At 71.6% G+C, this 26,537-nt stretch carries 17 protein-coding genes and 2 pseudogenes (1 of these 19 only partly in view); 12 read left to right on the plus strand and 7 right to left on the minus strand.

Features of this window, described 5'->3' with window-relative positions:
* Together FJ658_RS02925 and FJ658_RS02930 are read right to left on the minus strand one after the other, a co-directional pair.
* On the minus strand, positions 1-630 hold the 5' end (the start) of the coding sequence (locus tag FJ658_RS02925) for a YhgE/Pip domain-containing protein (protein ID WP_255447521.1). The gene continues 2,154 nt to the left of window position 1, outside the view; 630 of the gene's 2,784 nt are visible here — the first part of the coding sequence; it begins with the start codon at positions 628-630; its stop codon lies beyond the left edge, outside the window.
* A complete protein-coding gene (locus tag FJ658_RS02930; RefSeq protein ID WP_255447522.1) occupies positions 627-1,352 on the minus strand; it encodes a TetR/AcrR family transcriptional regulator in 726 nt (241 codons plus the stop codon). The genes FJ658_RS02925 and FJ658_RS02930 overlap by 4 nt, the downstream gene beginning before the upstream one ends.
* Positions 1,353-1,519: 167 nt before the next feature.
* On the opposite strand from FJ658_RS02930, the gene FJ658_RS02935 reads away from it, so the two are divergent.
* The 3 genes from FJ658_RS02935 to FJ658_RS02945 all read left to right on the plus strand — a co-directional run bounded on the left by FJ658_RS02935 (position 1,520) and on the right by FJ658_RS02945 (position 4,128).
* Complete coding sequence (locus FJ658_RS02935) at positions 1,520-2,806, plus strand: adenylosuccinate synthase (RefSeq protein WP_141143876.1); 1,287 nt, start codon at positions 1,520-1,522, stop codon at positions 2,804-2,806.
* Positions 2,807-3,166: 360 nt separating this feature from the next.
* A complete protein-coding gene (locus tag FJ658_RS02940) occupies positions 3,167-3,799 on the plus strand; it encodes a GNAT family N-acetyltransferase (protein ID WP_141143877.1) in 633 nt (210 codons plus the stop codon).
* Between the two features lie 29 nt (positions 3,800-3,828).
* Positions 3,829-4,128 carry a Dabb family protein gene (locus tag FJ658_RS02945; RefSeq protein WP_141143878.1) on the plus strand — a complete coding sequence of 100 codons (300 nt, stop codon included), beginning with the start codon at positions 3,829-3,831 and terminating at the stop codon, positions 4,126-4,128.
* Positions 4,129-4,273: 145 nt separating this feature from the next.
* Here the strand turns inward: FJ658_RS02945 and FJ658_RS02950 are convergent, their stop codons facing one another.
* Positions 4,274-5,134, minus strand: coding sequence for an NAD-dependent epimerase/dehydratase family protein (locus FJ658_RS02950; protein ID WP_141143879.1), 861 nt, complete (start codon positions 5,132-5,134; stop codon positions 4,274-4,276).
* Positions 5,135-5,356: 222 nt separating this feature from the next.
* Here FJ658_RS02950 and FJ658_RS02955 point away from each other — a divergent pair, with 222 nt between their 5' ends.
* From FJ658_RS02955 to FJ658_RS02980, 6 genes are all read left to right on the plus strand, one after another.
* Positions 5,357-6,211: an ABC transporter ATP-binding protein gene (locus tag FJ658_RS02955; RefSeq protein WP_141143880.1), complete on the plus strand. Its 855-nt coding sequence runs from the start codon at positions 5,357-5,359 to the stop codon at positions 6,209-6,211.
* A complete protein-coding gene (locus FJ658_RS02960) occupies positions 6,208-7,545 on the plus strand; it encodes an FtsX-like permease family protein (protein ID WP_141143881.1) in 1,338 nt (445 codons plus the stop codon). The genes FJ658_RS02955 and FJ658_RS02960 overlap by 4 nt, the downstream gene beginning before the upstream one ends.
* A 22-nt stretch (positions 7,546-7,567) precedes the next feature.
* Entirely contained in the window at positions 7,568-7,933 is a 366-nt protein-coding gene (locus FJ658_RS02965; RefSeq protein WP_141143882.1) for a chorismate mutase, read from the plus strand.
* Between the two features lie 201 nt (positions 7,934-8,134).
* Entirely contained in the window at positions 8,135-8,755 is a 621-nt protein-coding gene (locus tag FJ658_RS02970; protein WP_141143883.1) for a PadR family transcriptional regulator, read from the plus strand.
* Positions 8,752-10,431 (plus strand): MDR family MFS transporter, encoded by a 1,680-nt coding sequence (locus FJ658_RS02975; RefSeq protein WP_141143884.1) that lies wholly within the window; start codon positions 8,752-8,754, stop codon positions 10,429-10,431. Before FJ658_RS02970 ends, FJ658_RS02975 begins: the two co-directional genes overlap by 4 nt.
* 195 nt (positions 10,432-10,626) lie before the next feature.
* Entirely contained in the window at positions 10,627-12,132 is a 1,506-nt protein-coding gene (locus FJ658_RS02980; protein ID WP_141143885.1) for a cadherin-like beta sandwich domain-containing protein, read from the plus strand.
* 338 nt (positions 12,133-12,470) lie between these two features.
* On the opposite strand, the gene FJ658_RS02985 is transcribed toward FJ658_RS02980, so the two are convergent.
* Both FJ658_RS02985 and FJ658_RS02990 read right to left on the minus strand, forming a co-directional pair.
* Complete coding sequence (locus FJ658_RS02985; RefSeq protein WP_141143886.1) at positions 12,471-13,952, minus strand: LamG-like jellyroll fold domain-containing protein; 1,482 nt, start codon at positions 13,950-13,952, stop codon at positions 12,471-12,473.
* Between the two features lie 271 nt (positions 13,953-14,223).
* Positions 14,224-14,835: a CalY family protein gene (locus FJ658_RS02990; protein WP_255447523.1), complete on the minus strand. Its 612-nt coding sequence runs from the start codon at positions 14,833-14,835 to the stop codon at positions 14,224-14,226.
* A gap of 316 nt (positions 14,836-15,151) precedes the next feature.
* Between FJ658_RS02990 and FJ658_RS02995 the strand changes: the two genes are divergently transcribed.
* Positions 15,152-15,661, plus strand: a complete 510-nt coding sequence (locus FJ658_RS02995; protein WP_141143887.1) for a MarR family winged helix-turn-helix transcriptional regulator — start codon at positions 15,152-15,154, stop codon at positions 15,659-15,661.
* A 75-nt stretch (positions 15,662-15,736) separates the two neighbouring features.
* On the opposite strand, the gene purL is transcribed toward FJ658_RS02995, so the two are convergent.
* Together purL and FJ658_RS03005 are read right to left on the minus strand one after the other, a co-directional pair.
* A complete protein-coding gene (purL, locus tag FJ658_RS03000) occupies positions 15,737-18,106 on the minus strand; it encodes a phosphoribosylformylglycinamidine synthase subunit PurL (protein WP_181408300.1) in 2,370 nt (789 codons plus the stop codon).
* Positions 18,107-18,428: 322 nt separating this feature from the next.
* The gene (locus FJ658_RS03005) at positions 18,429-19,661 is read right to left on the minus strand and encodes a DUF559 domain-containing protein (RefSeq protein WP_141143889.1); all 1,233 of its coding nucleotides are present in this window, start codon (positions 19,659-19,661) and stop codon (positions 18,429-18,431) included.
* A 160-nt stretch (positions 19,662-19,821) separates the two neighbouring features.
* Here FJ658_RS03005 and FJ658_RS16730 point away from each other — a divergent pair.
* A pseudogene (locus FJ658_RS16730) lies at positions 19,822-23,898 on the plus strand (ExeM/NucH family extracellular endonuclease); the annotation flags it as partial.
* Between the two features lie 405 nt (positions 23,899-24,303).
* Positions 24,304-26,142: pseudogene (locus FJ658_RS16735) on the plus strand (bifunctional UDP-sugar hydrolase/5'-nucleotidase); the annotation flags it as partial.
* Positions 26,143-26,537: the final 395 nt, after the last annotated feature.

Consider the following 26,537-nt stretch of genomic DNA (forward strand, 5'->3'; position numbering starts at 1 on the left):
CGCCGGGGTCCCGTCGGAGGCCCCCGCGGCGCGCAGCAGTCCGGCGGTCGCCTGATCGGTCACGACGATCACGAGCACGCCGCGCGCCGCGACCTGCCGCACCTCGCCGAACCAATCGCGCGGATCGCCGCCGTGCCGCTCGGGCGAGGTCAGCACGAGCGCCTCGACGCCGTCGCGCAGCAGCGCCAGCTCGCTGAGCAGCCGGATGCGCGCGGCAGCCGGCAGCGCCCGCATCGGCGTGCGCGCGTGGTCGGCGAGGCCGTGCTGGGTGAGCACCGCATCCACGGATCGTCGGCCCGAGCGCAGACCTGCGAAGGCGAGCTCCTCGGCCACGACCGTGCGCACGGCGACGCCGGGGCTCGGCTCGCTCGTGCCGGGGGTGTCGACCAGGGCGACGCGGCGGCGCAGCGCCGCGGTGTCGTCGTCGCCGTCGATCAGCACGGCGCCGTCGGTGGGCTTGAGGCGTCCGCCGAGCAGCAGCGAGAGCAGCTGCGGACGCTCGGCCGTCTCGACCGCCACGGCGACGGGGGCGGCCGGATGCGCGGACGACGTCGCGGCGACCAGATCGAGTGCGGGCACCTCGGCGCCGAGTCCGGTGCCGAGGGCGAGGTGGCGGGCGGCGATCCTCATCGGGCGGCTCCTTCGGGGGCGGTGCCGGAGGCGTCGGCGGCCGCGGCGTCGGCCACCACGTCGATCGCGACGGTCGGCGGCCACAGCGGGTCGACGCGGGCGGGCGCTGCCACGAGGTCGGGGTCGGCCGCGATGAGCTCGGCGGCGTCGCGCCAGCCGAGGCCCGCGGTCGTGAGTGAGAGCGAGACGACCAGGCGGCGGCTCTCGGCGTCGGACAGCCCGTCGCGCACGCTCGCCGCGAAGACCGCGAGCGCGGCGTCCTCGACCAGCCGCGCGAGCAGGGGAGCGGGGATGTCGTCGCGCAGACGCCCGGCGGCGGCGCCCTCGTCGAGGGCCTCGGCGATGCGGCGGCGCAGCGGGGTGAGGGCCGCATCCACGATCTCGGCGCGGGGGCCGCGCACCGTGGTGACGGCCATGACGCGCACGCCGGCGATCTCATCCCAGGCGCGCACGGCGATGAGTGCGAGGCGGCGCACCGGGTCGGCCTCGTCGACGCTCGCGATCGCGGCGACGACGCGCTCGCTGCCGCGCTGGGCGAGGGCGTCGAGCAGGGCGTCGCGGTTGGGGAAGTGGCCGTAGACCGTGCGGCGGGTCAGGCCGGCCTCGGCGGCGATGGCCTCGAGCGAGGCGCCCGGCTCGCGGTTGAGCAGCACGCGGGCGGCGTCGAGCAGCGCCTCGCGGTTGGCGGCCGCGTCGCGGCGCGGGGCTCGGTTCTCTCTCACGACGCCCATCGTACGATCTTGCACACCATTGTGCAAGATAAGCGGATGCGTCGCGCGAAGTCGAGCGCCGCGCATCCACCCGCCGAACCTGGACGCGCGGTCACCGGCCCGAAACACGAGCGTTGATAGGGTGGGGTGTAATCCCTCCGAACGAATGGGAGATCGGCATGCCCGGAATCGTGCTCATCGGCGCTCAGTGGGGAGACGAGGGGAAGGGCAAGGCCACCGACCTCCTCGGCAGCCGCACCGACTACGTCGTCAAGTTCAACGGCGGCAACAACGCGGGCCACACGGTCGTGGTCGGCGACGAGAAGTACGCCCTGCACCTGCTGCCCAGCGGCATCCTCACCCCCGGTGTCACGCCCGTCATCGCGAACGGCGTCGTCGTCGACATCGCCGTGCTGTTCCAGGAGCTCGAGGCCCTCTCGAGCCGCGGCGTCGACGTGTCGAAGCTGCTCGTCAGCGCCAACGCGCACGTCATCACGCACTACCACCGCACGGTCGACAAGGTCACCGAGCGCTTCCTCGGCAAGCGCCAGATCGGCACCACGGGTCGCGGCATCGGCCCCGCCTACGCCGACAAGATCAACCGCGTCGGCATCCGCATCCAGGACCTGTTCGACGAGAACATCCTGCGCCAGAAGGTCGAGGGCGCCCTCGACCAGAAGAACCACCTGCTGGTCAAGGTCTACAACCGCCGGGCGATCGAGGCGAACGAGATCGTCGACGACCTGCTGAGCTACGTCGACCGCCTCGCGCCGATGGTCGCCGACACCGGTCTGGTGCTGAACCAGGCTCTGGATGCGGGCAAGACCGTGCTGTTCGAGGGCGGCCAGGCGACCATGCTCGACGTCGACCACGGCACCTACCCCTTCGTCACCTCGTCGAACGCGACCAGCGGCGGAGCCGCGACCGGCTCGGGCGTCGCCCCGACCCGCTTCGACCGCGTCATCGCGGTCGTCAAGGCGTACACGACGCGCGTGGGCGCCGGACCGTTCCCGACCGAGCTGTTCGATCAGTGGGGCGAGTTCCTCAGCGACCGCGGCGCCGAGTTCGGCACCACGACCGGCCGCCGCCGTCGCACCGGCTGGTACGACGTGCCGATCGCCCGCTACTCGGCGCGCATCAACGGCGTCACCGACTTCGTGCTGACCAAGCTCGACGTGCTCACCGGCCTCGAGACCATCCCGGTCGCCGTCGCCTACGACGTGGATGGCGTGCGTCACGACGAGCTTCCCGTGAACCAGAGCGACTTCCACCACGCGAAGCCGATCTACGAGGAGTTCCCCGGCTGGAGCGAGGACATCTCGGGTGCCCGCGCGTTCTCCGACCTGCCGAAGAACGCGCAGGACTACGTGCTCGCGCTCGAGGAGCTCAGCGGCTCGCGCATGTCGGCGATCGGCGTCGGCCCCGGCCGCGACGCGATCGTCGTGCGCCACGACCTGCTCGACTGAGGCGCGTCGGGCCCGGCGCGGGTCCGCGCGTGCGCCGTCTCGCCGGGCGTCTCGCCGGGCGTGCGTGCGCGCGCGCCGTTGCGGATGCGGCGCGTGGTCGAGCCTCTGTGCGGCTTGGCGGTGCGCTCCATCCGAAACTGCTGACGCCGACCGGCGTCCTTGCGTGGATGGCGCGGCCCGGACTCGTCGATGCACGGATCGTCTCGCGTGCGCCGTTGCGGATGGGGGACGTGTTCGAGCCCGAGGGGGGCTTCGCGGTGCGCTCCATCCGAAACCGCTGACCGCGAGACGGGCCAGTGGATGCGCGGTGGCCCGCCGCGCGATTCGCGCGCCCGGCGCATCCCTCGCCAGGATGGACGGGTGACCGCGACCCGCCCCGCCCCGACCGTGCTGACCGGCCGCTTCGTGCGGCTCGAGCCCTTCGACGCCGACGCCCACACCGACGGGCTGTTCGCGGCGCTGGCGAAGCCCGAGGTGTTCGCGGGCGGCTTCGGCGGCGGCCCCGCCGGACTCCCCGCCGATCGCGCGGCCTTCGGCGACTGGGTCGCGGGCTACGGCAACGCGGACAACGCGCGCAAGTTCGTCGTGCGCCTGGTCGGCGGACCCGACGCCGACACGATCGTCGGCGCATCCACGCTCGGCGACCTCGACGAGCACCGCGAGGAGACGCAGCTCGGCTGGACGGGCTATGATCCCCGCGTCTGGGGGACGCAGGTGAACCCCGAGACGAAGCTGCTGCTGCTCGGGCACGCCTTCGCCAGTGGATACGGGCGCGTGCGCATCCAGGCCGACAGTCAGAACGAGCGCTCGCGGGCGGCGATCCTCAAGCTCGGCGCGACCTTCGAGGGCGTGCTGCGCCGTGACCGCGTGCGCGCCGACGGCACCTTCAGCGGAACCGCCGTGCACTCGATCCTCATCGACGAATGGGATGAGGTGCGCACCGGTCTCGAGCAGCGCCTCGCCCGCTTCGACGCCCCCGTCGCGCTCGGCTGAGCGGGCGGCGACCGCAATAGGCTGACCGCATGCTGCGCCACGTGCTGATCTTCACCCTCAAGACCGACGACCCGGCCGAGAAGGCGGAGCAGATCGCCGAGATCCGCACCCGCCTCGTGGGGCTGATGGACGTCATTCCCGAGATCAAGCGCATGGAGGTACCGGCCGACTCGACCGGCATCGACCGCAACGGCGACTTCGCGATCGACTCCGACTTCGACGACGAGGAGGGGCTGCGCGCCTACGTCGTGCACCCCGCGCACGTCGAGGTGGCGCAGTTCATCGGCTCACTCGTCGCGAGCCGCGCGGCGATCGACTTCACGGTCTGACCCGCGCCGACGGCGAGTGGATGCACGGCTCCCGCCGCGCACCCCGCCCGAACGCAACTCAGGAGAATCGCCCCGATCCCGCACGTTCGGCGGCGGATCCGGCCGATTCTCCTGAGTTGTGAACGTGCGCCGCGGGCGCCGCGCCTCAGCCGCGCGCGGCCGTGAGCTCGGCCACGAGCGAGCGGGCGTTCGGCTCCCACCCGAGCTCGCTGCGCGCCTTCGTGCCGCGGGCCTGCTGGTCGAGCAGCAGCGCATCCGCGAAGGCCTCGCCGAGGCGCTCGTGCGCCGACTCGACCGTGCCGGACGTCACCGAGCCGGACGAGCCGACGATCGCCTCGCCGAGCTCGCGCACCGTCGGGTTCTGGCCGTTGGCGCCGATGTAGGTCGTGTGTCCGTCGCTGCGCTCGAGCGCGATGACGTAGAGCTCGGCGAGGTCGCCGACGGCGACGGTGGTCCAGTGCTGCTCGCCCGAGCCGATCAGCTCGAGCGCGCCCGACGCGTCGCGCGGTCCATCGGCGAGCAGCGACGGGATGCCGTGGCCGCCGGGGCCGTAGACGATCCCGGGCGCGATGAGCGTCGCCTTCACGTCGGAGCCGAGGATGCGTCCCTCCGGCCCGGCGCGCCAGGCGGTGATCGCGGGCGGGTTCTGCGCGTCGTCCTCGCTGATGTCGGCGGCGGAGCCCCAGACCCAGATGCCGCCGGTGTGCACGTAGGGCTTGTCGGTCGGTCCGAACGCGGTGATCACCGCATCCACGACCGCGTCGTCGAGGGCCGGGCCGGCGTTGTCGGTGGCCAGGTGGATCGCGCCGTCGACGTGGCGCAGCTGCGCGCCGAGCCAGTCGCGGTCGGTGAGGTCGCCGATCACGGCGGTGGCGCCGGCGGCCGAGACCTTGGCGGCGGACTCGCTGCTGCGCACGACGGCGACGACCTCGTGGCCGGAGTCGAGCAGGGCGGCGAGGGTGGCGGTTCCGATGAGGCCGGTTCCCCTGGTGAGCAGGACGCGCATGGTGTTCCTTCCGTTGCGTACCCGAGGGGCAACGGGATGCGCGGCCGCGCGATTCCCGTGCGTCGCCGCGTGACGGGGTCGGGGCCGGTCAGCGACGGCGCATCTCGACCGTCGCGCCGCTCGGGCGTCATCCCCGCGGACGAGGCCCGGGGGATGACGCGCGCCGCCGAGACCCGACTCGGCGCCGACGCGGGCGGGTGTGCATCCGCGTGGGATGGGGGCATGACCTCACCGATCAGCTCCCCGGAACCCGGACTCGCGGCGACCGCACCGTCCGCGCCTGCAACGGCGGCCGCGGCCGCGCCCGCGCCGTCCGCCCCCGCCGTACCGCCCGCCGACCTCTACCCCGTGCTCACCGCGCGCGGCCTGCACAAGACCTACGGCCCTACGGCGGCGCTCGCGGGAGTCGACCTCGAGGTGCGCCGCGGCGAGTCGATCGCGATCATGGGCGCCTCGGGATCGGGCAAGACGACGCTGCTGCACTGCCTGGCCGGCATCGTCGTGCCCGACCTGGGCGGCATCCGCTTCGCCGGCCCCGGCGGATTCGTCGAGATCGCCGGGCTGCCCGAGTCCGAGCGCTCGCGGCTGCGGCGCGAGGCGTTCGGCTTCGTGTTCCAGCAGGGGCTGCTGGTGCCCGAGCTGACGGCGATCGAGAACGTCGCGCTGGCGCTCATGGTGGGCGGAGTGCGCCGCGCCGCGGCCGAGCAGCAGGCCGCGGCCTGGCTCGCCGACCTCGGGCTCGCCGGACTCGAGCAGCGCCGCATCGGCCAGCTCTCGGGCGGGCAGGCGCAGCGCGTCGCGATCGCCCGCGCGGTCGTGACCGGCGCCCCGGTGATCTTCGCCGACGAGCCGACCGGAGCCCTCGACTCGCACACCTCGCGCGAGGTGATGGATGCGCTGCTGCGGATGACCGTCGACTACGGCCGCACCCTCGTGGTCGTCACCCACGACGCCGACGTCGCCGCGCGGTGCTCGCGCACCGTGCACATGCGCGACGGGCGGATCGTGGCGGCGGACGCCGCCCCCGCCGCGACCGCCCCCGCCGCGGCCGCCCCCGCGTCCGGGGCCGGCCGATGATCGCCCGCCTGACCTGGATGCTCGCGCGCCCAGGCCGCGCCGGGCTCGGCCTGACCTTGCTGCCGATCGTGGCCTTCGCGGTCGTGACGACCCTGCTGCTGACCGTGATCGGCGGGGCCCAGACGCTCTGGACCCTCGACAACGACCTGCAGGCGATCTACCAGCTGCTCACCGTGGTGGCGCTCGCCCTGCTCGTGGTCCCGCTGCTGTCGCTCGGCGGCGCGGCCGCCCGGCTCGCGGCCCGGCGCCGCGACGACCGCCTCGCGACCCTGCGTCTGCTCGGCGCGAGCTCGGGCACGGTCGGCGCCGTCGCCGTGCTCGAGTCGGGGGCGCTGGCGCTGGCCGGCGCGCTGCTCGGCGGAGTGCTGTCGCTCGCGGTCGCCCCGCTCGTCGGGCTCATCCCCTTCGCCGGCGCTCCGCTCGGCGCCGCGAACGTGCTCGTGTCGCCGTGGGGGGTGGTGCTGGTCGTGGCCGGCATCGTGCTCGTCGCGATCCTGTCGGCCGTGCTCGGACTGCGTCGCGTGGTGCTGTCTCCGCTCGGCGTGCGGATGCGCAGCGACGCCCCGAAGCAGGGCTGGATCGCCGTCGCGGTCGGCGTGCTCGGCATCGCGGGCGCCTCGTTCGCGTCGTCGGTGCTCGGCGCGGCCGGGTCGGTGGTCGTGATGATCGTGCTCGCCGGGGCGGCGTTCGCGGGGGCGCTCGCGCTGATGAACCTGGTCGGACCCTGGCTGATCGCCGTGGTCGCCCGCCGGCGCGTGCGCAGCGCATCCACGCCGGAGCGGCTGCTGGCGGCCCGCGTGATCCTCGAGTCGCCGAAGGCCGCGTGGCGGCAGGTGAGCGCGAGCGCCACCGCAGCGTTCGTGGCCGTGTTCGCGGGCACCGGGGCGGCGCTGCTGAACCTGATGAACGCGGGGGATCTGCGTGATCAGGATGCGCTGCTCGCGCTCGACATCCGCACGGGCGTGATCGTGACGGTCGTGGGCACGTTCCTCATGGTCGCGTGCGCCGTCGGCGTGACGCAGGCCGCGACGATCCTCGACCGCGCCGAGGTGAGCCGCAGCCTCGGGCACCTCGGCGTGCCGCTCGCGGTGATCGAGCGGGCGCGGGTGGGCACGGTGCTCGTGCCGCTGCTGACGACGTCGATCACGTCGGCGGTCGTGGCCGCGGTCGTCGTGCTGCCGCTCGCCGGTCTCGCTCTCGTGCTCGCGCCGGTGTCGGTCGGGATGATCGTCGCCGCCCTGCTCGCGGGCCTCGGGCTCGTGCTGCTCGGACTCCTCGCGACCCGCCCCCTGCAGAGCCGGGCCCTCGCGACCGAGCCGCGCGTCGCATCCTGAGCCTGCTCGCTAGGCTCGGGGCATGACGGATGCGGTGCCCACTCCCGATGAGAACGCCGACGCCGAGCGCGCCGCGGCCGAGCGCGCCGACGCCGAGCGCGTCGAGGCGATCGAGCAGCTGGCCGGCATCCGCCTCTCGATCGACAACATCGACGCGGCGCTCGTGCACCTGCTCGCCGAGCGGTTCAAGTTCACGCAGAACGTGGGCCGGCTGAAGGCGAAGCACGGCCTGCCGCCGAGCGACCCCGAACGCGAGCGCACGCAGATCGCCCGCCTGCGCGAGCTGGCGCTGGCGGCGCAGCTCGACCCCGCCTTCGCCGAGAAGTGGTTCAACTTCGTGGTGGCCGAGGTCATCCACCACCACGAGCGGCTGCAGGCGGAGGCCTGAGCGGCGTCGCGGCGCGCGCGGCGACAGCGACACCTGACGACCCCGTCGGCTTCGGCCGGCGGGGTCGTCCGCGTGTCGGCGGCGGGCGCGCGCCCATGTCGGCGGCGGATGCGACGGTCATCCCGAGTTCACGGATGCGGGCTTGCGCGTTCATTATTCCGCGGCGTATATTCCACATGGAATAACCGAGAAGGGGCATCCATGTCCGAGCTGACACCGCTCGCGATCACCGCACTCGCGCTGCTGCGCGAGCACTCGATGCACCCCTACGAGATGTTCCAGCTGATGGTGCAGCGGCACGACGACCGCCTCGTGAAGGTGCGTCCCGGTTCGCTCTACCACACGGTCGATCGCCTGGCCCGGCAGGGTCTCGTGCGGGCGACCGGCACCGAGCGCGCGGGCAACCGACCCGAGCGCACCACCTACGAGATCACCGACAGCGGGCGCGCGGCGCTCGCCGACCGGCTCGCCGGCCTGCTCGGCCAGCGCGTCGAGGAGTACCCGCTGTTCCCCCTCGCCCTCGCCGAGGCGCACAACATCGAGGCCGACGAGGTCGCTCGTCTGCTCGAGAACCGCCAGCTCCAGTCGCGCGAGCGGCTCGAGCAGCTGCGCGGCGGTGTGCGCAAGCTCGGCGCCCGCGAGGTGCCCGAGGCCTACTGGATCGACGTCGCCTTCGCGATCCGGATGGCCGAGGCCGAGCTCGACTGGCTCGACGGCCTGATCGACCGGCTCCGTTCCGGCGACGTGGCGTGGGACCACCACGACGTCGACTGGAACCCCTTCGACCCTGACTTCACCCGACTCATCAAGGACACACCATGACCACCACCCCTGGCGCCCCGTCCGGAGCTCCCGGCGGCCCGGCCGCCCCCGGCGCGCACGGCGCCGCCATCGCCAAGCCCTGGCCCGCGCTCTGGTCGCTCGTCGTCGGCTTCTTCATGATCCTCATCGACACGACGATCGTCTCGGTCGCCAACCCGAAGATCATGGAGGGCCTCGACACCGACATCAACGCGGTCATCTGGGTCACGAGCGCCTACCTGCTCGCCTACGCGGTGCCGCTGCTCATCACCGGCCGCCTCGGCGACCGCTTCGGACCGAAGAACCTCTACCTGGCCGGCCTGACGGTCTTCACGCTCTCCTCGCTCTGGTGCGGCTTCGCCGGCAGCATCGAGATGCTCATCGTGGCCCGCATCGCGCAGGGCCTCGGCGCCGCGCTCATGACGCCGCAGACGATGGCCGTGATCACCCGCATCTTCCCGCCCGACAAGCGCGGTGCGGCCATGGGCATCTGGGGCTCGGTCGCCGGCGTCGCCACGCTCGTCGGCCCGATCCTCGGCGGCGTGCTCGTCGACGGCCTCGGCTGGGAGTGGATCTTCTTCATCAACATCCCCGTCGGCGTGATCGGCTTCGTGCTGGCGATGCGCTTCGTGCCGAAGCTCGACACCCACCAGCACAGCTTCGACATCCTCGGCGTCGTGCTCAGCGCGATCGGCATGTTCTTGCTGGTGTTCGGCATCCAGGAGCTGGGCAGCGACGATCTGTCGACCGGCGCCAAGTGGGGCATGATCGCGGGCGGCATCGTGGTGCTCGTGCTGTTCGTCGTCTGGCAGGCGCTGAACCGCAAGGAGCCGCTGCTGCCGCTGAAGCTCTTCCGCGACCGCAACTTCTCGCTCGCGAACGGCGCCATCACGGCCGTCGGCTTCACGGTGACCTCGCTGTCGCTGCCGCTCGTGTTCTTCTTCCAGGTCGTCTACGGCTTCAGCCCGACGCAGTCGGCGCTCATGCTCGTGCCGATGGCCGTCATCTCGACCGGCCTCGCGCCGTTCGTCGGCCGCCGCCTCGACACCATGAACCCGCGCAACTTCGCGATCATCGGAACCGGGCTGCTCTCGGTCGCGCTCTTCCTCTACTCGTGGATGCTCGGCCCCGACGTCAGCTGGGGATGGCTGCTCATCCCGAGCGCGATCATGGGCGTCGCGAACGCCTTCATGTGGGCGCCGATCTCGAACACCGCGACCCGCAACCTCGCCCCGCAGCAGGCGGGCGCCGGATCGGGCGTGTTCAACACGACCCGCCAGATCGGCGCGGTCATCGGCTCGGCGTCGATCGCCGCGCTGATCGAGTCGCGTCTCGCGGCCGAGCTGCCGGCGATGCCCGGCGGCGGGCAGTTCAGCGAGGCCAGCCTCGGCAGCGGCGCCCTGCCCGATGTGCTCAAGGAGGGCTTCACGAACGCCATGTCGCAGGCTCTGCTGCTGCCGGCGTTCGGGGCGCTCGTCGCCGCGCTGGTCGTGGTGTGGTTCGCCAAGCCGAAGCGCCGCGAGGGCTGGGGCGCCGGTGCCGGCAACCGCACCGGATCGCTGTCGCTGACGGATGCCGCGGTCGAGACCGCCGGTCAGCCGGTCGTCGGCGGGGCCGGCGCGGCCGCCGCCGGAGCCGCCCCGGTCGAGGCGGTCGAGGCCGTCACCGGGTCGCACGACCTGACGAGCAAGGGCTGACGGCACGCACCGATCGGCCGCGGCTGATCGGGCGCGACTGATCGCCGCCCATGTGAGCGGGTGACTCAGGAGGGCGCGGGGCCTGCGGGTTCCGCGCCCTTCGTCGTGCCGCGGCGACGCGGCGCAGGCGATCACCCCCTGTTCCGGGGGAACACGGATAGCCGGGTGAGGCATTCTCGGAGTACTGTTCCGCGCATGAGGCCCGCGTGCCGGTCGACCCGACGACCGCTCGCGCTGCTGATCGCGGCGTCCCTCGCGTTCGCGTCCACGGCAGCCACGAGCGTGATGCTCAGCGCCTCGGCCTACGCCGAGGCCTCCGACGGATCCCCCGATTCCGTCGCGACGCCCGAAGGCGTCTCCCCCGATTCCGTTCCCGCGACCGACGGCACCGCCGCAGCTGAGGCGCCCGCGGGCTCTGCGGGCGCGCCCGCCGAGCCCGCTCCGCCCGTCGATCCGCCCGCGCCGACGCCCGCACCCGCGGCCGACACGCCCTCGGATCAGCCGGGGGCGTCCTCGCCGGGACAGGGCCCGAGCGAGGGCACCTCGTCGACCCCGCCGGCGGGTGGTCCGAGCGGTCCGAGCGCACCGAACGGCACCGTCGACGCGCCCGCGCCGACCGCACCCCTCGCACGGTCGTCCGAGCGCGCCGCTGCCGCCGCGGACGCCGCCGAGCTGCTCTCGAGCGACTCGACGCTGCAGGTGCTCGGCATCCACGACGCCCCCGGCGCGACGCTCTCGCCCGCCTTCGACCCCGCGACGACCTCCTACACGCTCACCCTTCCGCCGGGCACGAGCGAGTTCGTGATCGAGACCGTCGCGGCCGACTCGTCCGCGTCGATCACGGTCGGCGGCGCCGGCAGCGGCAGCACGAACTGGCAGTACGTTCCCGTGCCGCTCGGCATCACCGACGTGCCCGTCGTCGTGAACGCTGCGGACGGCACGGCGACCACCTACGCGGTGCGGGTGAACCGCATCCCCTCGGCGGATGCGGCGCTCGACTCGCTGCACATCGCCCCGGCCGGGCTGAGCCCCGCCTTCGATCCGACGGTGTTCGACTACACGCTCGCGGTGCCGTGGTGGGAGAGCTTCGCCTGGGTCGACGGCGAGGTCATCGCCCCGGGCGCGAGCGTCGAGCTGGCGGTGTCGAACGAGGTCGTCGCGAGCGGACGCTTCGTTTTCGCGGCGGTCGATCTCGGCACCGGCGACACGGAGGTCACGCTGAGCGTGCTCGCGCAGGACGGCACCACGGCGCTGACCTACCGCATCACGATCACGCGCGAGAAGCAGCCGACGTCCGGCCCCTCGGGCGCCCCGAGCGGGAGCCCGAGTCCGAGCGGCCCGCCGAGCGTGCCGCCGTCGGAGGAGCCGAGCGAGCAGCCCAGCGAGGAGCCGAGCGAGGAGCCGTCCGAGGAGCCCAGCGCGACGCCGAGCCCGAGCGCTTCGCCCAGCCAGGGCGTCGACGCGAGCGAGGTGACGCCCGACGACGACGCGACGCCGTCGGTGAGCGGAACCGCCGCCGGCACCGATCCGAGCCGCGCGCGATCGACACTCGCCGCGACCGGCGTGAACAGCGACCGGATGGGCGTGATCGCCGCGGTGCTCGCGCTCGCGGGCGCCGTGCTGGTGCTGGTCCCCTGGCGGCGGCGCGCGATCGAGAGCCGACGCGCCGCGGACGGCGCCGACAGCCGCGACGCCGACTGACGCATCCACCTGATCGCGGGGGATTCCGGGCGCCCGAACGGCCTGGAATCCCCCGCGCGGAGCAGGCTCCGCAGCAGCGTCGGGGGTACGACGCCGCCGTCGCGCGCGATTGGATGCCGCCGGTCGCGCGAGGGTGACGGCGTGGGCGGCCGATGCCTCGGCCCGCCGTCGTCGACGACGTCCGCCGGACCCGATCCGTGCGTCGTCGTCATCCCGCCGCGACCGTCTGGAGGGCGGTCGGGCGGTGGTCTGTGGAGTTGTGGTGTGGTCCGGCGCCGCGGCTGGGCCCGCGACGCCGGGGTCGGTGGGGAGGCGCGGCGCCGGCCGCGCATCCCGGATCAGTGGCCGGCGGCGCGGTGCGCGGTCACCTGGGTCTGGGTCAGCGCGGTCGAGTAGACCGCGGCGCTGTCGATCGAGCCGACGAAGCCGCCGACGGCCGGGGCGCCCGGCCAGCCGCTGATGTTGTCGAGGCCGACACGCCAGAAGCCCGTCGTCGCCTCGGAGGTGAGGTACGTCGTGTTCGATGCGACGAGCGCGCCGTCGACGTAGAGCTTCATGCCGGTGCCGGTCAGGCCGAGCTGGCTGCCGTCCATCGTGGCGACCACGTGGTGCCACGCGCCGTCCTTGAGCGACGCCGTGCCGGCGATCGTCCTGTACCCGCCGTTGTAGGTGCCGAAGACGATCTGGCCGTTCGTGTTCAGGTAGATCATGCGGTCGTAGGAGCTCGAGGTGCCCGTCTGCGAGTTGCCGAAGCCGAGGATGCGGCCGCCGGTCGAGGTGGTCGGCGCCAGGATCCAGGCCTCGAGGCTGTAGACGTAGGGGGTCGCGTTCGCGGTCGCCGACGTCGGGTTCACGCTGCCGGAGCCGTTGAGCGTGACGTACGACGAGGTGCCGCTCGTGCAGCTGCCGCTCGTGCGGGTGACGTTCGTCGTCGAGCTGAGCGTGCCCGTGCGCGCGTTCGCGCCCGAGTCGGCGGCGGTCGTTCCGCTGCCCTCGTTGAAGCGCCACGAGAAGGTCGGCGAGTCGAGCACCGCCGCGCTGCCGGGGACGCCCGCGCACCAGTCGTTGCCGACGGCCTGCGCCACGAGCGTGTTGGTCGGGTTCGCGGTCGGAGTGGCGAAGGCGGCGTGCGCCTGGCCGGCGACGAGCATCCCCGTCGTGGTCAGCAGCACGGCGATGCCGACGGCCAGGCGGGCGGTGGCGCCACGGCGGCGACGGCGCGGACGGCTCATCGGCACGTCGTTCTCGTCGCGACGGCGGCGCAGGTGGCGGTCGCAGCCGGCGAGCGCCACGAGCGCGATGACGCCGAGGGCGGCGGCGGCATCGAGCATCCAGCGGTGCTCGGCGGTCCAGACGATGGGCAGCGCGACCATCGGCGCGCGCAGCACGGCGACGCCGTGGATGGCGGAGCGGGTGACCGACGACGAGTCGGCATCGGGGTTCGCGTCGCCCTTGGTGAAGTACTGGCCGTCCTCGACCCGCACGAGACGGTGCATGCGCAGGCGGCCCTCGTGGTCGGGGTCGTCGACCAGGATCACGCGGCCGGGAACGAGCTCGCTGGTGCTGACCGGCATCGAGACGACGACGTCGCCGGCGAAGAGGCGGGGCGCCATCGAGTTGCTCATGACGGTGGTGCTGGTCAGGCCGAAGAGCGAGGGCACCGCGGTCCAGAGCAGGGCGCCGACGATCGAGAAGATGATCGTGCGGGCGAGGGTCGCGAGCACGAGGCGGGTCCAGTCGGCCCAGGCGATCTGCCGGCGCTCGGAGCGCACGCGCACGGCGGCGACCGGGAGGGCCGCGGTGCTCGGTGCGCTGGTCATGGTGTCCTCGGGTGGATCGGGTGGTGCGTTCAGGTGCGGTGCAGAGGTGGCCCGCGCGGCGACAGGGGTGCCGCGCGGGCCGGCTGGGACGAGATGGGTCCGGTGCCGGATCGGGATGTCGGCAGGCCGGGTGAGGGAGAGGACCGGGACGGGTCCGCTGCGCTGATCTCCTCCGCATCCGCCGTCTCTCCCGGGCGGCGGATGCGGAAGGAGTGTCAGCGGGTCCGGCGGCGACCTCCCTCTGCGTCGCCGGACCCGGTCAGAACAGGGGTCAGCTGTTCTGGGCCTCCCAGGTGAAGCCGAGCGCGGCCGTGCCGCCCTGCGCCGAGTTCGGCGTTCCCGACTGCACCGTGTAGGTGAACTGGTAGGCGCGGGTCTCCGAGGCGGCACCCGTGGTGGTCCAGCTCGAGACGCCGTTCGAGTAGCTGCTGTAGCTGCTCGCGAAGTTGGCGAGCGTGCCCGAGTAGACCGACGAGCCGGTCGCGAGCGGGGTGAAGCCGGTGCAGCTGGCGTTGGTCGCGCCCGAGCCCTGCGTGATCGTGAGGTCGATGTAGCTCGAGAGGCCGTTGGTCGTCGCCGACGCGGTGCCGTAGAGCTTGACGAGCGAGGCGAGCGAGCCGGTCGAGGTGACCAGGATGCACTTGGTGCCGGTCGAGCCGGGCTTCAGGTTGGTCGCGGTGAAGAGCGCCGTGTTGCTGTCGTCATCGGTCAGGGCGACGGTGCCGGCGGTCCAGTTATTGGTCGGGTTCGAGGTCGTGGCCGAGAAGGCCGAGTACGACCCGCCGGCGACGGCGGCACCCGAGATGAGCACGGCGGCCGGGACGGCGATCCACGCGGCCAGCTTGGCGGCGCGGCGGGTGGGACGGGCGATGTGACGGGACATGGTTCGGTTTCTCCAGATGGTCTATGTCGGGCCGGGAATGGGTTCGATCCGTTCGGCGGCTCGATCCCCCAGTGTTCTGCTCGGCCGATAATCCCCCGGTCGAGTAGCACGACGATCAAGTTATCTGGTGAGTCGATAGTCGGATAGGTGGATAGTGTCCCCAGTGAGGGGGTGATCTCCCGTCTCGCCCGTGATCACGGGGATCTGCTGTGTCAGAGTGAGAGCACGAGGGCGCTCCGCGACCCTCGGCGAGCTTCTGGCCGACAGCCGTCGGCGAGATCATCCGAACTGCATACGTCACCGGAGGGGACCCATCGTGAGCGACGCATATGCGATCGACGAGACTGAGGGCGCGACGCCCCAGCTCCATCTCGTCGACGCCGAGAACGGCGAGCAGCACGCCATCGGCGACGTCATGAACGCCTTCGCGGTGCTGCGCTTCCAGAACGCGCGGCTCATCACGAACCTGGCGGCGAGCTGCGGCATCACGCCGACCGACTTCCGGGCGCTGTTCTTCATCGCCGGCTCCGACGAGGTCACGCCCAAGCGCGTCGCCGAGCACCTCGGCTTGACCACGGGCGCGATGACCAGCCTGGTCGACCGCATCGAGGCAGCCGGGATGCTGACCCGCTCACCGCATCCCAGCGACCGTCGCAGCTACCTGCTCGAGATCACCGAGGCCGGGCAGGCCGTCGTCGACCGCGGCGGCGCGATCTACGCCGACGCCTTCAGCTCGGCGATCGCCCCCGGCGACCTCGAGGCCGCGCACCGCTCGTTCGCCGGACTGTCGCGCACACTCGGCGCCGCGGCGGACCGCCTGGCCTGAGCCGCCGGGCGGCATGCCGCCCGGATCGCGCGGCCCGAGCTGAGCGCTCAGGGCCGCGCTGCCGTCAGATGCGGGTCAGGCGAAGGTCGCCGACACCGTCGTCCACGCGTCGCGCAGCTCGCTCACCGAGGCCGAGAAGAGACCCTGCACCTCGAGCTCGCCCTCGCCGCGACCCGCGCCCGCGTCGGTCACGCCGATGCGCAGCACCGGGAATCCGCGACCCTCGCACAGGCGCGTGAACTTCACGTCCTCCTCGCGCGGCACGGCGACCAGCACGCGGCCGGTCGACTCGCTGAACAGGGCGGTCGCCGCATCCACGCCGTCGCGGGCGATGAGCTCGTCGAGGAACACGCGGGCGCCGACGCCGAAGCGCAGCACGCTCTCGGCCAGCGCGATCGCGAGCCCGCCGTCGGCGAGGTCATGCGCGGCGTTGAACAGACCCTCGTGCGCGGCCGCGGCGAGCAGCTCGCCCAGTTCCTTCTCGCGGGTCAGATCGACCTTCGGCGGGCGACCGCCGAGGTGGTCGTGGATGCTGCCGGCCCACGCCGAGCCGTCGAGCTCGAGCGCGGTCGTGCCGAGCAGGTAGAGGTTGTCGCCCGAGTCCTGCCAGCCCGAGGGCACGCGACGCGCGACGTCGTCGATCGTGCCGAGCACCGCCACGACCGGGGTCGGGTGGATCGGCACGTCGCCGGTCTGGTTGTAGAAGCTGACGTTGCCGCCGGTGACCGGGATGCCCATCTCGAGACAGCCGTCGGCGAGACCCTCGACGGCCTTCGAGAACTGCCACATCACCTCGGGATTCTCGGGGCTGCCGAAGTTCAGGCAGTCCGAGACGCCGACCGGGGTCGCTCCGGTGACGGCGACGTTGCGGTACGCCTCGGCGAGGGCCAGCTGCGCGCCCTGGTACGGGTCGAGGTAGCAGTAGCGGCCGTTGGCATCCGTGGCCACCGCGAAGCCGAGACCCGACTCCTCGTCGACGCGCACCATGCCGCCGTCGTCGGGGTAGCTGAGGGCCGTGTTGCCGAGCACGTACTTGTCGTACTGGCTCGTGATGAAGCTCTTGTCGCCCAGGTTCGCGCTGCCGAGCAGCTGCAGCACCTGCGCCTTGATCGCCGGGCCCTCGGTCGGGCGCGCGAGCAGCGCCGCACTGTCGGCGTTCACCGCGTCGAGCCACTTCGGGTAGACGACCGGGCGCTCGTAGACCGGGCCGTCGACCGCGACCGTGCGCGGGTCGACATCGACGATGACCTCGCCGCGCCAGTCGATGATCAGGCGACCCGTGTCGGTGACCTCGCCGAGCACGCTGGTCTCGACATCCCACTTGCTCGTCACCGCGAGGAAGCCCTCGAGCTTGTCGGGCGACACGACGGCCATCATGCGCTCCTGGCTCTCGGACATGAGGATCTCCTCGGCCGTGAGCGACGGGTCGCGCAGCAGCACGTCGTCGAGCGAGATGCGCATGCCGCCGTCGCCGTTCGACGCGAGCTCGCTGGTCGCGCACGAGATGCCGGCGGCGCCGAGATCCTGGATGCCCTCCACGAGCCCCTGCTGGAACAGCTCGAGGCAGCACTCGATGAGCACCTTCTCGGCGAAGGGGTCGCCGACCTGCACGGCCGGGCGCTTCGTCGGGCCGCCCTCGGTGAAGGTGTCGGAGGCCAGGATGCTCGCCCCGCCGATGCCGTCGCCACCGGTGCGGGCGCCGAACAGCACGACCTTGTTGCCCACGCCGCGCGCGTTCGCCAGGTGCAGGTCCTCGTGCTTGAGCACGCCCACGGCGAGCGCGTTGACGAGCGGGTTCGCCTGGTAGATCGGGTCGAACCAGGTCTCGCCGCCGATGTTCGGCAGGCCGAGGCAGTTGCCGTAGAAGCTGATGCCGCTCACGACGCCGGGCAGCACGCGGTGCGTGTCGGGGTGATCGGCCGCACCGAAGCGCAGCGCATCCATGACCGCCACCGGACGCGCGCCCATCGAGATGATGTCGCGCACGATGCCGCCGACGCCGGTCGCGGCGCCCTGGAACGGCTCCACGTAGCTGGGGTGGTTGTGGCTCTCGATCTTGAACGTGACCGCCCAGCCCTCGCCGATGTCGATCACGCCGGCGTTCTCGCCCATGCCGACCATGAGGTTCTTCTTCATGTCGTCGCTGACCTTCTGGCCGAACTGGCGCAGCCAGACCTTTGACGACTTGTAGGAGCAGTGCTCGCTCCACATGACCGAGTACATCGCCAGCTCGCCGCTCGTGGGGCGGCGGCCCAGGATCTCGCGGATGCGCTGGTACTCGTCGTCCTTCAGCCCGAGCGCGCCGTAGGGTTGCTCCTTCTCGGGAGTCGCGAGCGCGTTCTCGACCGAGTCGGGGGCGGGGATGGCGGGGGCGGTCGAGGTGTCGGACACGCGACGAGGCTCCGTTTCGCAAGGGGAGGCGCCCGCCTGCGCGGACCCGCCCATCCTACCGGCGCGGCCGCCCGCCCTCCGGCCGCGCGCTCGCGCCCTGCGCGGGTCCTGTGCAGGGCGCGAGGGTGGCCACGAATGCACACGACGCGCCGCCGGCGCCGTGCATTCGCGGCCACCCGCGCCACTCGGGTTCTCGAGGGTGGCCAGGAATGCTCGCGACGCGCCGTCGGTTGCGGTCATTCGCGGCCACCCTCGTCAGCCGTGAGTTCGAGGGTGGCCAGAAAAGCTCGCGGCACGCCGGGCGAAGCGGTCATTCGTGGCCACCCATGGGTGTCGTCGATCGGAGATCGACGATCGGCGGGACGAGTGCCAGCAGTCAGGCGCGGGAAGCGCGCAGCGCCTTCTCGATCGACAGCACCGCAGGCGTGGTCGCCGGATACAGCTGCCGCGTGCGGAACCGCAGCACTCGATACCCCGCCTCGGTCGCCCGATCGAAGCGGATGATGTCGCGGTCGTACTGGACCGGATCGGTGCGGTGCTGGTCGCCGTCGTATTCCGCGACCACCCGGTGTCGTCGCCAGATCAGGTCGAACCGGCCGATCTCGTCGCCGACGGCGTCGTGCAGCATCCCGTTCAGCTCGGCCTCGGGGAGTCCCGCTCGCACGGTCGCGAGCCGAAGGCGGGTCTCGGCAGGAGAGTCGCTGCCCTCGCGCACCAGATGCATCGCCCGCCGCGCTCGCGCCGAGTCGGGCGTCCGCGCTCGCCGGACCGCCGAAGTCAGATCGGCGAGCGGCACCCAGGGGCGCGGATCGTCGGGCTGCTGGACGGGCGGGTCTCGCACGAGAGCGTCGCCGACCGCGACCAGATCGTCGAGGTCGAGAACGCTCGCCAGTTCGAGGAACAGCCGGATCGGCTCGCTCACGGGGATGCCGTGTCGCAGGATCGCGCGATCATGCGCGGAACGGTGGCCGATCACGCCCGGCCTGCGGGTGCGGTTGCTCTCGATGGGTGCGCTGACGTGGATGGGCGGGCCGGCTGATTCGAGCCAGCTCGGCAGTGGGAGCGGCCACAGACGCGCCGCGGTCGAGTGGCTGAAGCGGTCGCCGACGCGGAGTGCGGGAAGCAGATCGACCGCGGTGTCGACGTCGCGCCACATCGGGGCGCGAATGCCGTGATGAGGCCGGTCGAGGTGCCGAGCATCGCGCTCACGCCGACTCAGCCCGGATCGCCGGGCGTCGCCGACCGAGAATGCGGTCTGCTCGAGCGGATCATCTCGTCGCATCGCCCCAGCATCCGAGTTCGCGAATCGGCTCGCGCCGTTCATCCACAGCCCTCTCGAGAGTGGCCACGAATGCACGCGACACGCCGCCGGCGCCGCGCATTCGTGGCCACCCTCGCAGCGCAGGCCTCGAAGGGTGGCCGAAAACGCAGGCGACACGCCGCACCAATCGCGCATTTGTGGCCACCCTCGGAGTGCCGGCGTTCGAGGGTGGCCACGAATGCATGCGACGCGCCGGGGACGCCGTGCACGAGTGGCCACCCTCGGGGCCGGATCGAGCGCGCGGCGGGGCGCAACCCCGGGCGCGTGAACGTCACGCACGGGGCTCATGGAGGAAACATGAGCGTCACACGTCGCTCGTACCCTCAACGGGGGTAGTCCGCCCGTGCGGCCCCCAGTACGACACCCGTCAAACCCCTTCCGTTAACCCCGCGTTCGGGGGACTCTGGCTGTCTACTCAGGAATCCCCGAATCCCTCCCAAGGAGAGTCATGCCATCGCTCCGTGCCGGTGTGCTGAGAGGTGCGGTCGCATCCGCTCTCGGCGCCGCACTCGTCGCCTCCGCGGCCCTCACCGCGACCCCCGCCCTCGCCAGCACCGACGGCACGGGTGTCGTCATCAACGAGGCCTACCTCAAGGGCGGCAGCGCTAACGCGCCGTTCAACAAGAAGTTCGTCGAGCTCTACAACGGCGGGGATGCGGCGGTCGACCTCAGCACCTGGTCGATCCAGTACCGCAAGGCCGACGGCACCGGAGCGGCGACCTCCTCGATCGGGCTCACCGGCACGATCGCCGCCAAGGACTACTACCTGGTGCAGTTCAACGGCAACGCCGCGACGGGATCCGCGCTGCCGGGCTTCGACCAGGACGGCGGGGCGTTCCAGCCGAGCGGCACCAACGGCACGCTCTTCCTCGCCAAGACGGCGACCCGGGTCGACCCGGGCACGGGTGCCGTCGCGGCGAACGACCAGATCGCCGACCTGATCGGCTATGGCACGTCGGCGACCTTCGAGGGAGCGGCCGCGTCGACTGCCAACTCGAACTCGATCCAGGACGCGATGACGCGTTCGGTCGACCACAAGGACAGCGACAACAACGCCGCTGACTTCACCGCGGTCACGACCCCGACCCCGCAGAAGTCGGGCTCGACGGGCACGCCGACCGACCCGACGGATCCCACCGACCCGACGGACCCCACCGACCCGGGCACGCCGACCGACCCCGGCGCCCCGACCGTCACCGCGATCGCCGACATCCAGGGCGCCGGCGACACCTCGCCGCTGAACGGCCAGACGGTCACGACCCAAGGTGTCGTCACCGCGACCTACGCGACCGGCGGCTTCAACGGCTACACGATCCAGACCGAGGGCACGGGCGGCGCGCTCGACCTCGCGACCCACACGAAGTCCGACGCGATCTACGTCTACTCGTCGAGCACCGTCGGCAGCGTCGCGATCGGCGACTTCGTGCAGGTCACCGGCGCCGTCAGCGAGTACAAGGGCTCGACCGATGCGCGCAGCCTCACCGAGATCACGGTGGCGAGCGCATCCGGCCTCACCAAGCTGACGACCACCCCGAAGCCGGTCACCCCGGCGACGGTGGGTCTGCCCCGCACCGACGACCAGCGCGAGTCGCTCGAGAGCATGCTCGTGCTGCCGCAGGGCGACTTCACGGTCAGCAACACCTACTCGACCAACCAGTACGCCGAGATCGGCCTCGCCTCGGGCACCACCCCGCTGATCACCCCGACCGAGATCGCCCGCCCCGGCACCGCCGACTACACGGCCGCGGTGGCCGAGAACGCGGCCCGCGCGGTCACGCTCGACGACGGCGCGAGCATCAACTTCCTCGGCTCGACCGCGAACAAGAGCATCGCGCTGCCGTGGCTGACCGCCTCGAAGCACATCAGCGTCGGCGCGGCCGCCACGTTCGCCTCGCCGGTGATCTTCGACTGGCGCAACAACACCTGGAAGTTCCAGCCCACGACGCAGCTGCTCGCCGGCGCGACCGAGCCGGCCACGTTCAGCGACGTGCGCCAGGCCGCGCCGAAGACGCTCACGGGCGACGTGCGCATCTCGAGCTTCAACGTGCTCAACTACTTCCCCACCACGGGCGCCGAGCTCGACTGCGCCTCGGGCTACACCGACCGCGCCGGCAACAAGATCACCGTGAACAGCTGCGGTGATGCGGGCCCCCGCGGTGCCTGGGATGCGGCGAACCTGAAGCGCCAGCAGGACAAGATCGTCACCGCGATCAACAAGCTGACCGCCGATGTCGTCTCGCTCGAGGAGATCGAGAACTCGGTCAAGTTCGGCAAGGACCGCGACTTCGGCCTCAAGACCCTGACGGATGCGCTGAACGCGGCCGCCGGCACCGACGAGTGGGCTTACGTGCCCTCGCCGGCCGCCGACAAGCTGCCGGCCGTCGCCGACCAGGACGTCATCCGCACCGCCTTCATCTACAAGAAGGCCACCGTCGAGCCGGTCGGCGACTCGGTCGTGCTCGTCGGCGACAGCGCCTTCGTGAACGCCCGTCAGCCGCTCTCGCAGGAGTTCAAGCTCAAGGGCGGCGCCGACAGCACCGCGTTCCTGGCGATCGTCAACCACCTGAAGTCGAAGGGCTCGGGATCGGGCGCTGACGCCGACCAGGGCGACGGACAGGGCGCCTCGAACCAGTCGCGCATCAACCAGGCCACGTCGCTCGTCGCCTTCGCCAAGTCGCGCCAGGACGCCACCGGCGTCAAGCGCGTCTACCTGCTGGGCGACTTCAACGCCTACAGCAAGGAGGACCCGATCAAGGTCCTCGAGGATGCGGGCTACGTCGACCAGGGATCGAAGACGGGCAAGCACTCCTACTCGTTCAGCGGACAGAGCGGCTCGCTCGACCACATCCTCGCGAACACCGCGGGTGATCTGGCCGTGACCGGCGCCGACATCTGGAACATCAACTCGGGTGAGTCGATCGCCTACGAGTACAGCCGCTACAACTACAACGCGACGAACTTCTACACGGCCGACCAGTACCGCGCGAGCGACCACGACCCGGTCATCGTCGGACTGTCGCTGAAGGCCGCGCCGATCAAGCTGAACCTGCTGAACATCAACGACTTCCACGGTCGCATCGACAGCAACACGGTGAAGTTCGCCGGCACGATCGAGCAGCTGCGCGCCGCGGCCGGAGCGGGCAGCACGCTGTTCCTCTCCGACGGCGACAACATCGGCGCCTCGCTCTTCGCCTCGTCGTCGCAGCAGGACCAGCCGACGATCGACGTGCTCAACGCGCTCGGCCTGCAGGCTTCGTCGGTGGGCAACCACGAGTTCGACGGCGGGTTCAGCGACCTCACCGACCGCGTGATCGGCAAGGACAAGGCGAACGCCGGATGGGCGTACCTCGGTGCGAACGTCTACAAGAAGGGCACCACGACCCCGGCGCTCGACGAGTACAAGATCCTCGACGTCGCGGGCCTCAAGGTCGGCGTCATCGGCGCGGTCACCGAGGAGACCCCCTCGCTCGTCTCGCCCGACGGCATCAAGGACATCGAGTTCGGCGACCCGGTCGAGGCGGTCAACCGCGTCGCGGCGCAGCTGACCGACGGCGACGCCGCGAACGGCGAGGCCGACATCCTGATCGCCGAGTACCACGAGGGCGCCGGCTTCGGCACCCCCGAGGGTGCGACCATCGAGAAGGAGATCGCCGACGGCGGCGCCTTCGCCGACATCGTGACCAAGACCTCGGCGAAGGTCGGCGCGATCTTCACCGGCCACACGCACAAGCAGTACGCGTGGGACGGCCCGGTTCCCGGATCGACGACCGGTCAGACCCGCCCGATCATCCAGACCGGCAGCTACGGCGAGAACATCGGCCAGGTCGAGCTGACGATCGACGGCGACACCCACGCGATCACCTCGTACACGGGCAAGAACGTGGCCCGCACCACGACCGACGACGCGACGCTGGTCAGCCAGTTCCCGCGCGTCTCGGCCGTCAAGACGATCGTCGACAAGGCACTGGCCGACGCGAAGGTCATCGGCAGCCAGGTGATCGGCTCGACCACCGCCCCCATCACGACCGCCTACACCGGCGGCGCCTACACGAACGGCGTCTACACCGGAGGCACCCGTGACGACCGCGGCAGCGAGTCGACGATCGGCAACCTCGTGGCCGACTCGCTCGTCTCGAGCCTCGGCTCGGCCGACCGCGGCGCCGCCACGATCGGCGTCGTGAACCCGGGCGGTCTGCGCTCCGACTTCCTCGCCGCGGGCGACATCACCTACGAGCAGGCCAACGCGGTGCTGCCCTTCGTGAACAACCTGTGGACCACGACCCTGACCGGTGCGCAGTTCAAGACCGCGCTCGAGCAGCAGTGGCAGACCAACGCCGACGGCACGGTCCCCTCGCGGGCCTTCCTGAAGCTGGGTCTCTCGAAGAACGTGACCTACACCTTCGACCCGAGCGCCCAGCGGGGATCGCACATCACGAGCATCCTCATCGACGGCAAGCCGATCGACCCGGCCGCGAACTACCGCATCGGATCGTTCAGCTTCCTGCTCGCGGGCGGCGACAACTTCCGCGTGTTCGCCGACGGAAAGGACACCAAGGACTCCGGTCTGATCGACCGCGACGCCTGGATCTCCTACCTGCAGGCTAACAAGCCGGTGTCGCCCGACTTCGCGCGCCGCTCCGCGGCCGTGACGGGTCTGCCGACCGGCAGCCTGGAGCAGGGCGCCCAGTACCCGCTCTCGATCTCGGGTCTCGACCTGACCTCGCAGGGCAGCCCGGCGAACACCTCGCTCGAGATCAGCTTCACCGGCTCGAAGCTCGCGGCGCAGTCGGTCGCCGTGGCGAACGGGGCGGCGACGCCGACCGTGACGGTGCCGAACGACGTGACGGGCGCATCCACGCTCACGATCGTCGCGAAGACCAGCGGCACCACGATCCGCATCCCGGTCGAGATCGCGAAGCCCGCGGCGACGACGGTCGACCTGAACCTGCTGAACATCAATGACTTCCACGGTCGCATCGATGCCAACACGGTGAAGTTCGCCGGCACGATCGAGCAGCTGCGCAAGGCCGCCGGCGAGGAGAACACCCTGTTCCTCTCCGACGGCGACAACATCGGCGCCTCGCTGTTCGCCTCGGCCTCGCAGCAGGACCAGCCCACGATCGACGTGTTCAACGCGCTCGGCCTGACCGCCTCGGCCGTCGGCAACCACGAGTTCGACCAGGGCTACGCCGACCTCACCGGTCGCGTCAAGAACGCGGCGAAGTGGGACTACCTGGGCGCCAACGTCTACAAGAAGGGCACCACCACCCCGGCGCTGCCGGAGTACAAGATCGTCGAGATCGACGGCCTCAAGGTCGCCGTGATCGGCGCGGTGACCCAGGAGACGGGCACGCTCGTGTCGCCCGCCGGCATCGAGGGTCTCGAGTTCGGCGACCCGGTGGATGCGGTCAACCGCGTCGCCGGCCAGCTGACCGACGGCGACCTCAGCAACGGCGAGGCCGACGTGCTGATCGCGGAGTACCACGAGGGCGCCGGCTTCGGAGCCCCCGAGGGTGCGACGATCGAGCAGGAGATCGCCCGCGGCGGCGCCTTCGCCAAGATCGTGACGCAGACCAGCGCCAAGGTCGCGGCGGTGTTCACCGGCCACACGCACAAGCAGTACGCGTGGGACGGCCCGGTCCCCGGCGTCGAGGGCAAGACCCGCCCCGTGCTGCAGACCGGCAACTACGGTGAGAACATCGGCCAGGTCGTGCTGACGATCGATCCGAGCACCAAGTCGGTGCAGTCGTACACGGCGAAGAACGTCGCCCGCACGACCACGGCGGATGAGGCGCTCGTCGCCGAGTTCCCGCGGGTCGCCGAGGTCAAGACGATCGTCGACAAGGCCCTCGCCGACGCGAAGGTCATCGGCAGCCAGGTGATCGGCAAGACCACCGCCCCGATCACGACCGCCTTCATCAAGGGAGCCCGCGATGACCGCGCCAGCGAGTCGACCCTGGGCAACCTGGTCGCCGACTCGCTCGTGTCGAGCCTCAGCTCGGCCGATCGCGGCGGTGCGGAGATCGGCGTCGTCAACCCGGGCGGTCTGCGTGCGGACCTGCCGGCCGGCGACGTCACCTACGAACAGGCCAACGCGGTGCTGCCCTTCGTGAACAACCTCTGGACCACGTCGCTCACGGGCGCCCAGTTCAAGCAGGTGCTCGAGGAGCAGTGGCAGACCAACGCCGACGGCTCGATCCCGACGCGTCCGTTCCTGAAGCTCGGCCTGTCGAAGAACGTCTCGTACACCTACGACCCCGCCGCCGCGCAGGGCTCGCACGTGACCGCGATCTTCGTCGACGGCGAGCCGATCGACCCGGCGGCGAGCTACCGGATCGGCACGTTCAGCTTCCTCACCTCGGGCGGAGACAACTTCCGTACGCTGGCGAAGGGCACGGCTGCGCGTGACTCCGGTCTCCTCGACCGCGACGCCTGGATCTCGTACCTGCAGGCCAACAAGCCGGTCTCGCCCGACTTCGCCCGCCGCTCGGCGGTCGTGACCGGCGCACCGACCGGCCTGGTCGCCCAGGGAACCGCGTTCACGCTGAACGTCGGCAACCTCGACCTCACCTCGCAGGGCAGCCCGGTCAACACCGAGCTCACCGCCACCTGGCCGGGCTCGGCCGCCGCGCCGCAGACCTTCGCGGTCGCGAACGGGGCGAGCACCGCATCCATCACGGTTCCGGATGACGTCTTCGGCGCGACCCAGGTCGTGCTGACGGCGAAGGAGAGCGGCACGACGGTGCTGGTCCCGGTCGAGGTGCGCGAGGTCGAGATCGGCCAGCCGTCGCAGCCCCCGGTGGGCGCCGACGACAGCGCGCTGACGATCGACCTCGAGGGCAAGATCACGATCTCGGTGGGCTCGGCCGCGCCGGGCGCGACGATCACGATCTCGCTGGGCGCCCAGTGGGCCGGCAAGTGGGTCTCGGCCTGGCTGCACTCGACCCCGATGTCGCTCGGCGGCTGGCAGCAGGTCGCGTCGGACGGCACCATCCAGGTGACGATCCCCGCCGACGCTCCGGCCGGTGCGCACCGCATCGCGGTTCAGGATGCCGACGGCAACGTGATCGGATGGTCGGCCATCACGATCACGGCTGCCGACCCCGGCACCGGTGGCGGCACGGGCTCGGGCACGGGCTCGGCGGGCGGCTCGAACGCCACGGC

The sequence above is a fragment of the Schumannella sp. 10F1B-5-1 genome (assembly GCF_006517535.1).
In the GTDB taxonomy this organism is placed as follows: Bacteria; Actinomycetota; Actinomycetes; order Actinomycetales; family Microbacteriaceae; genus Schumannella.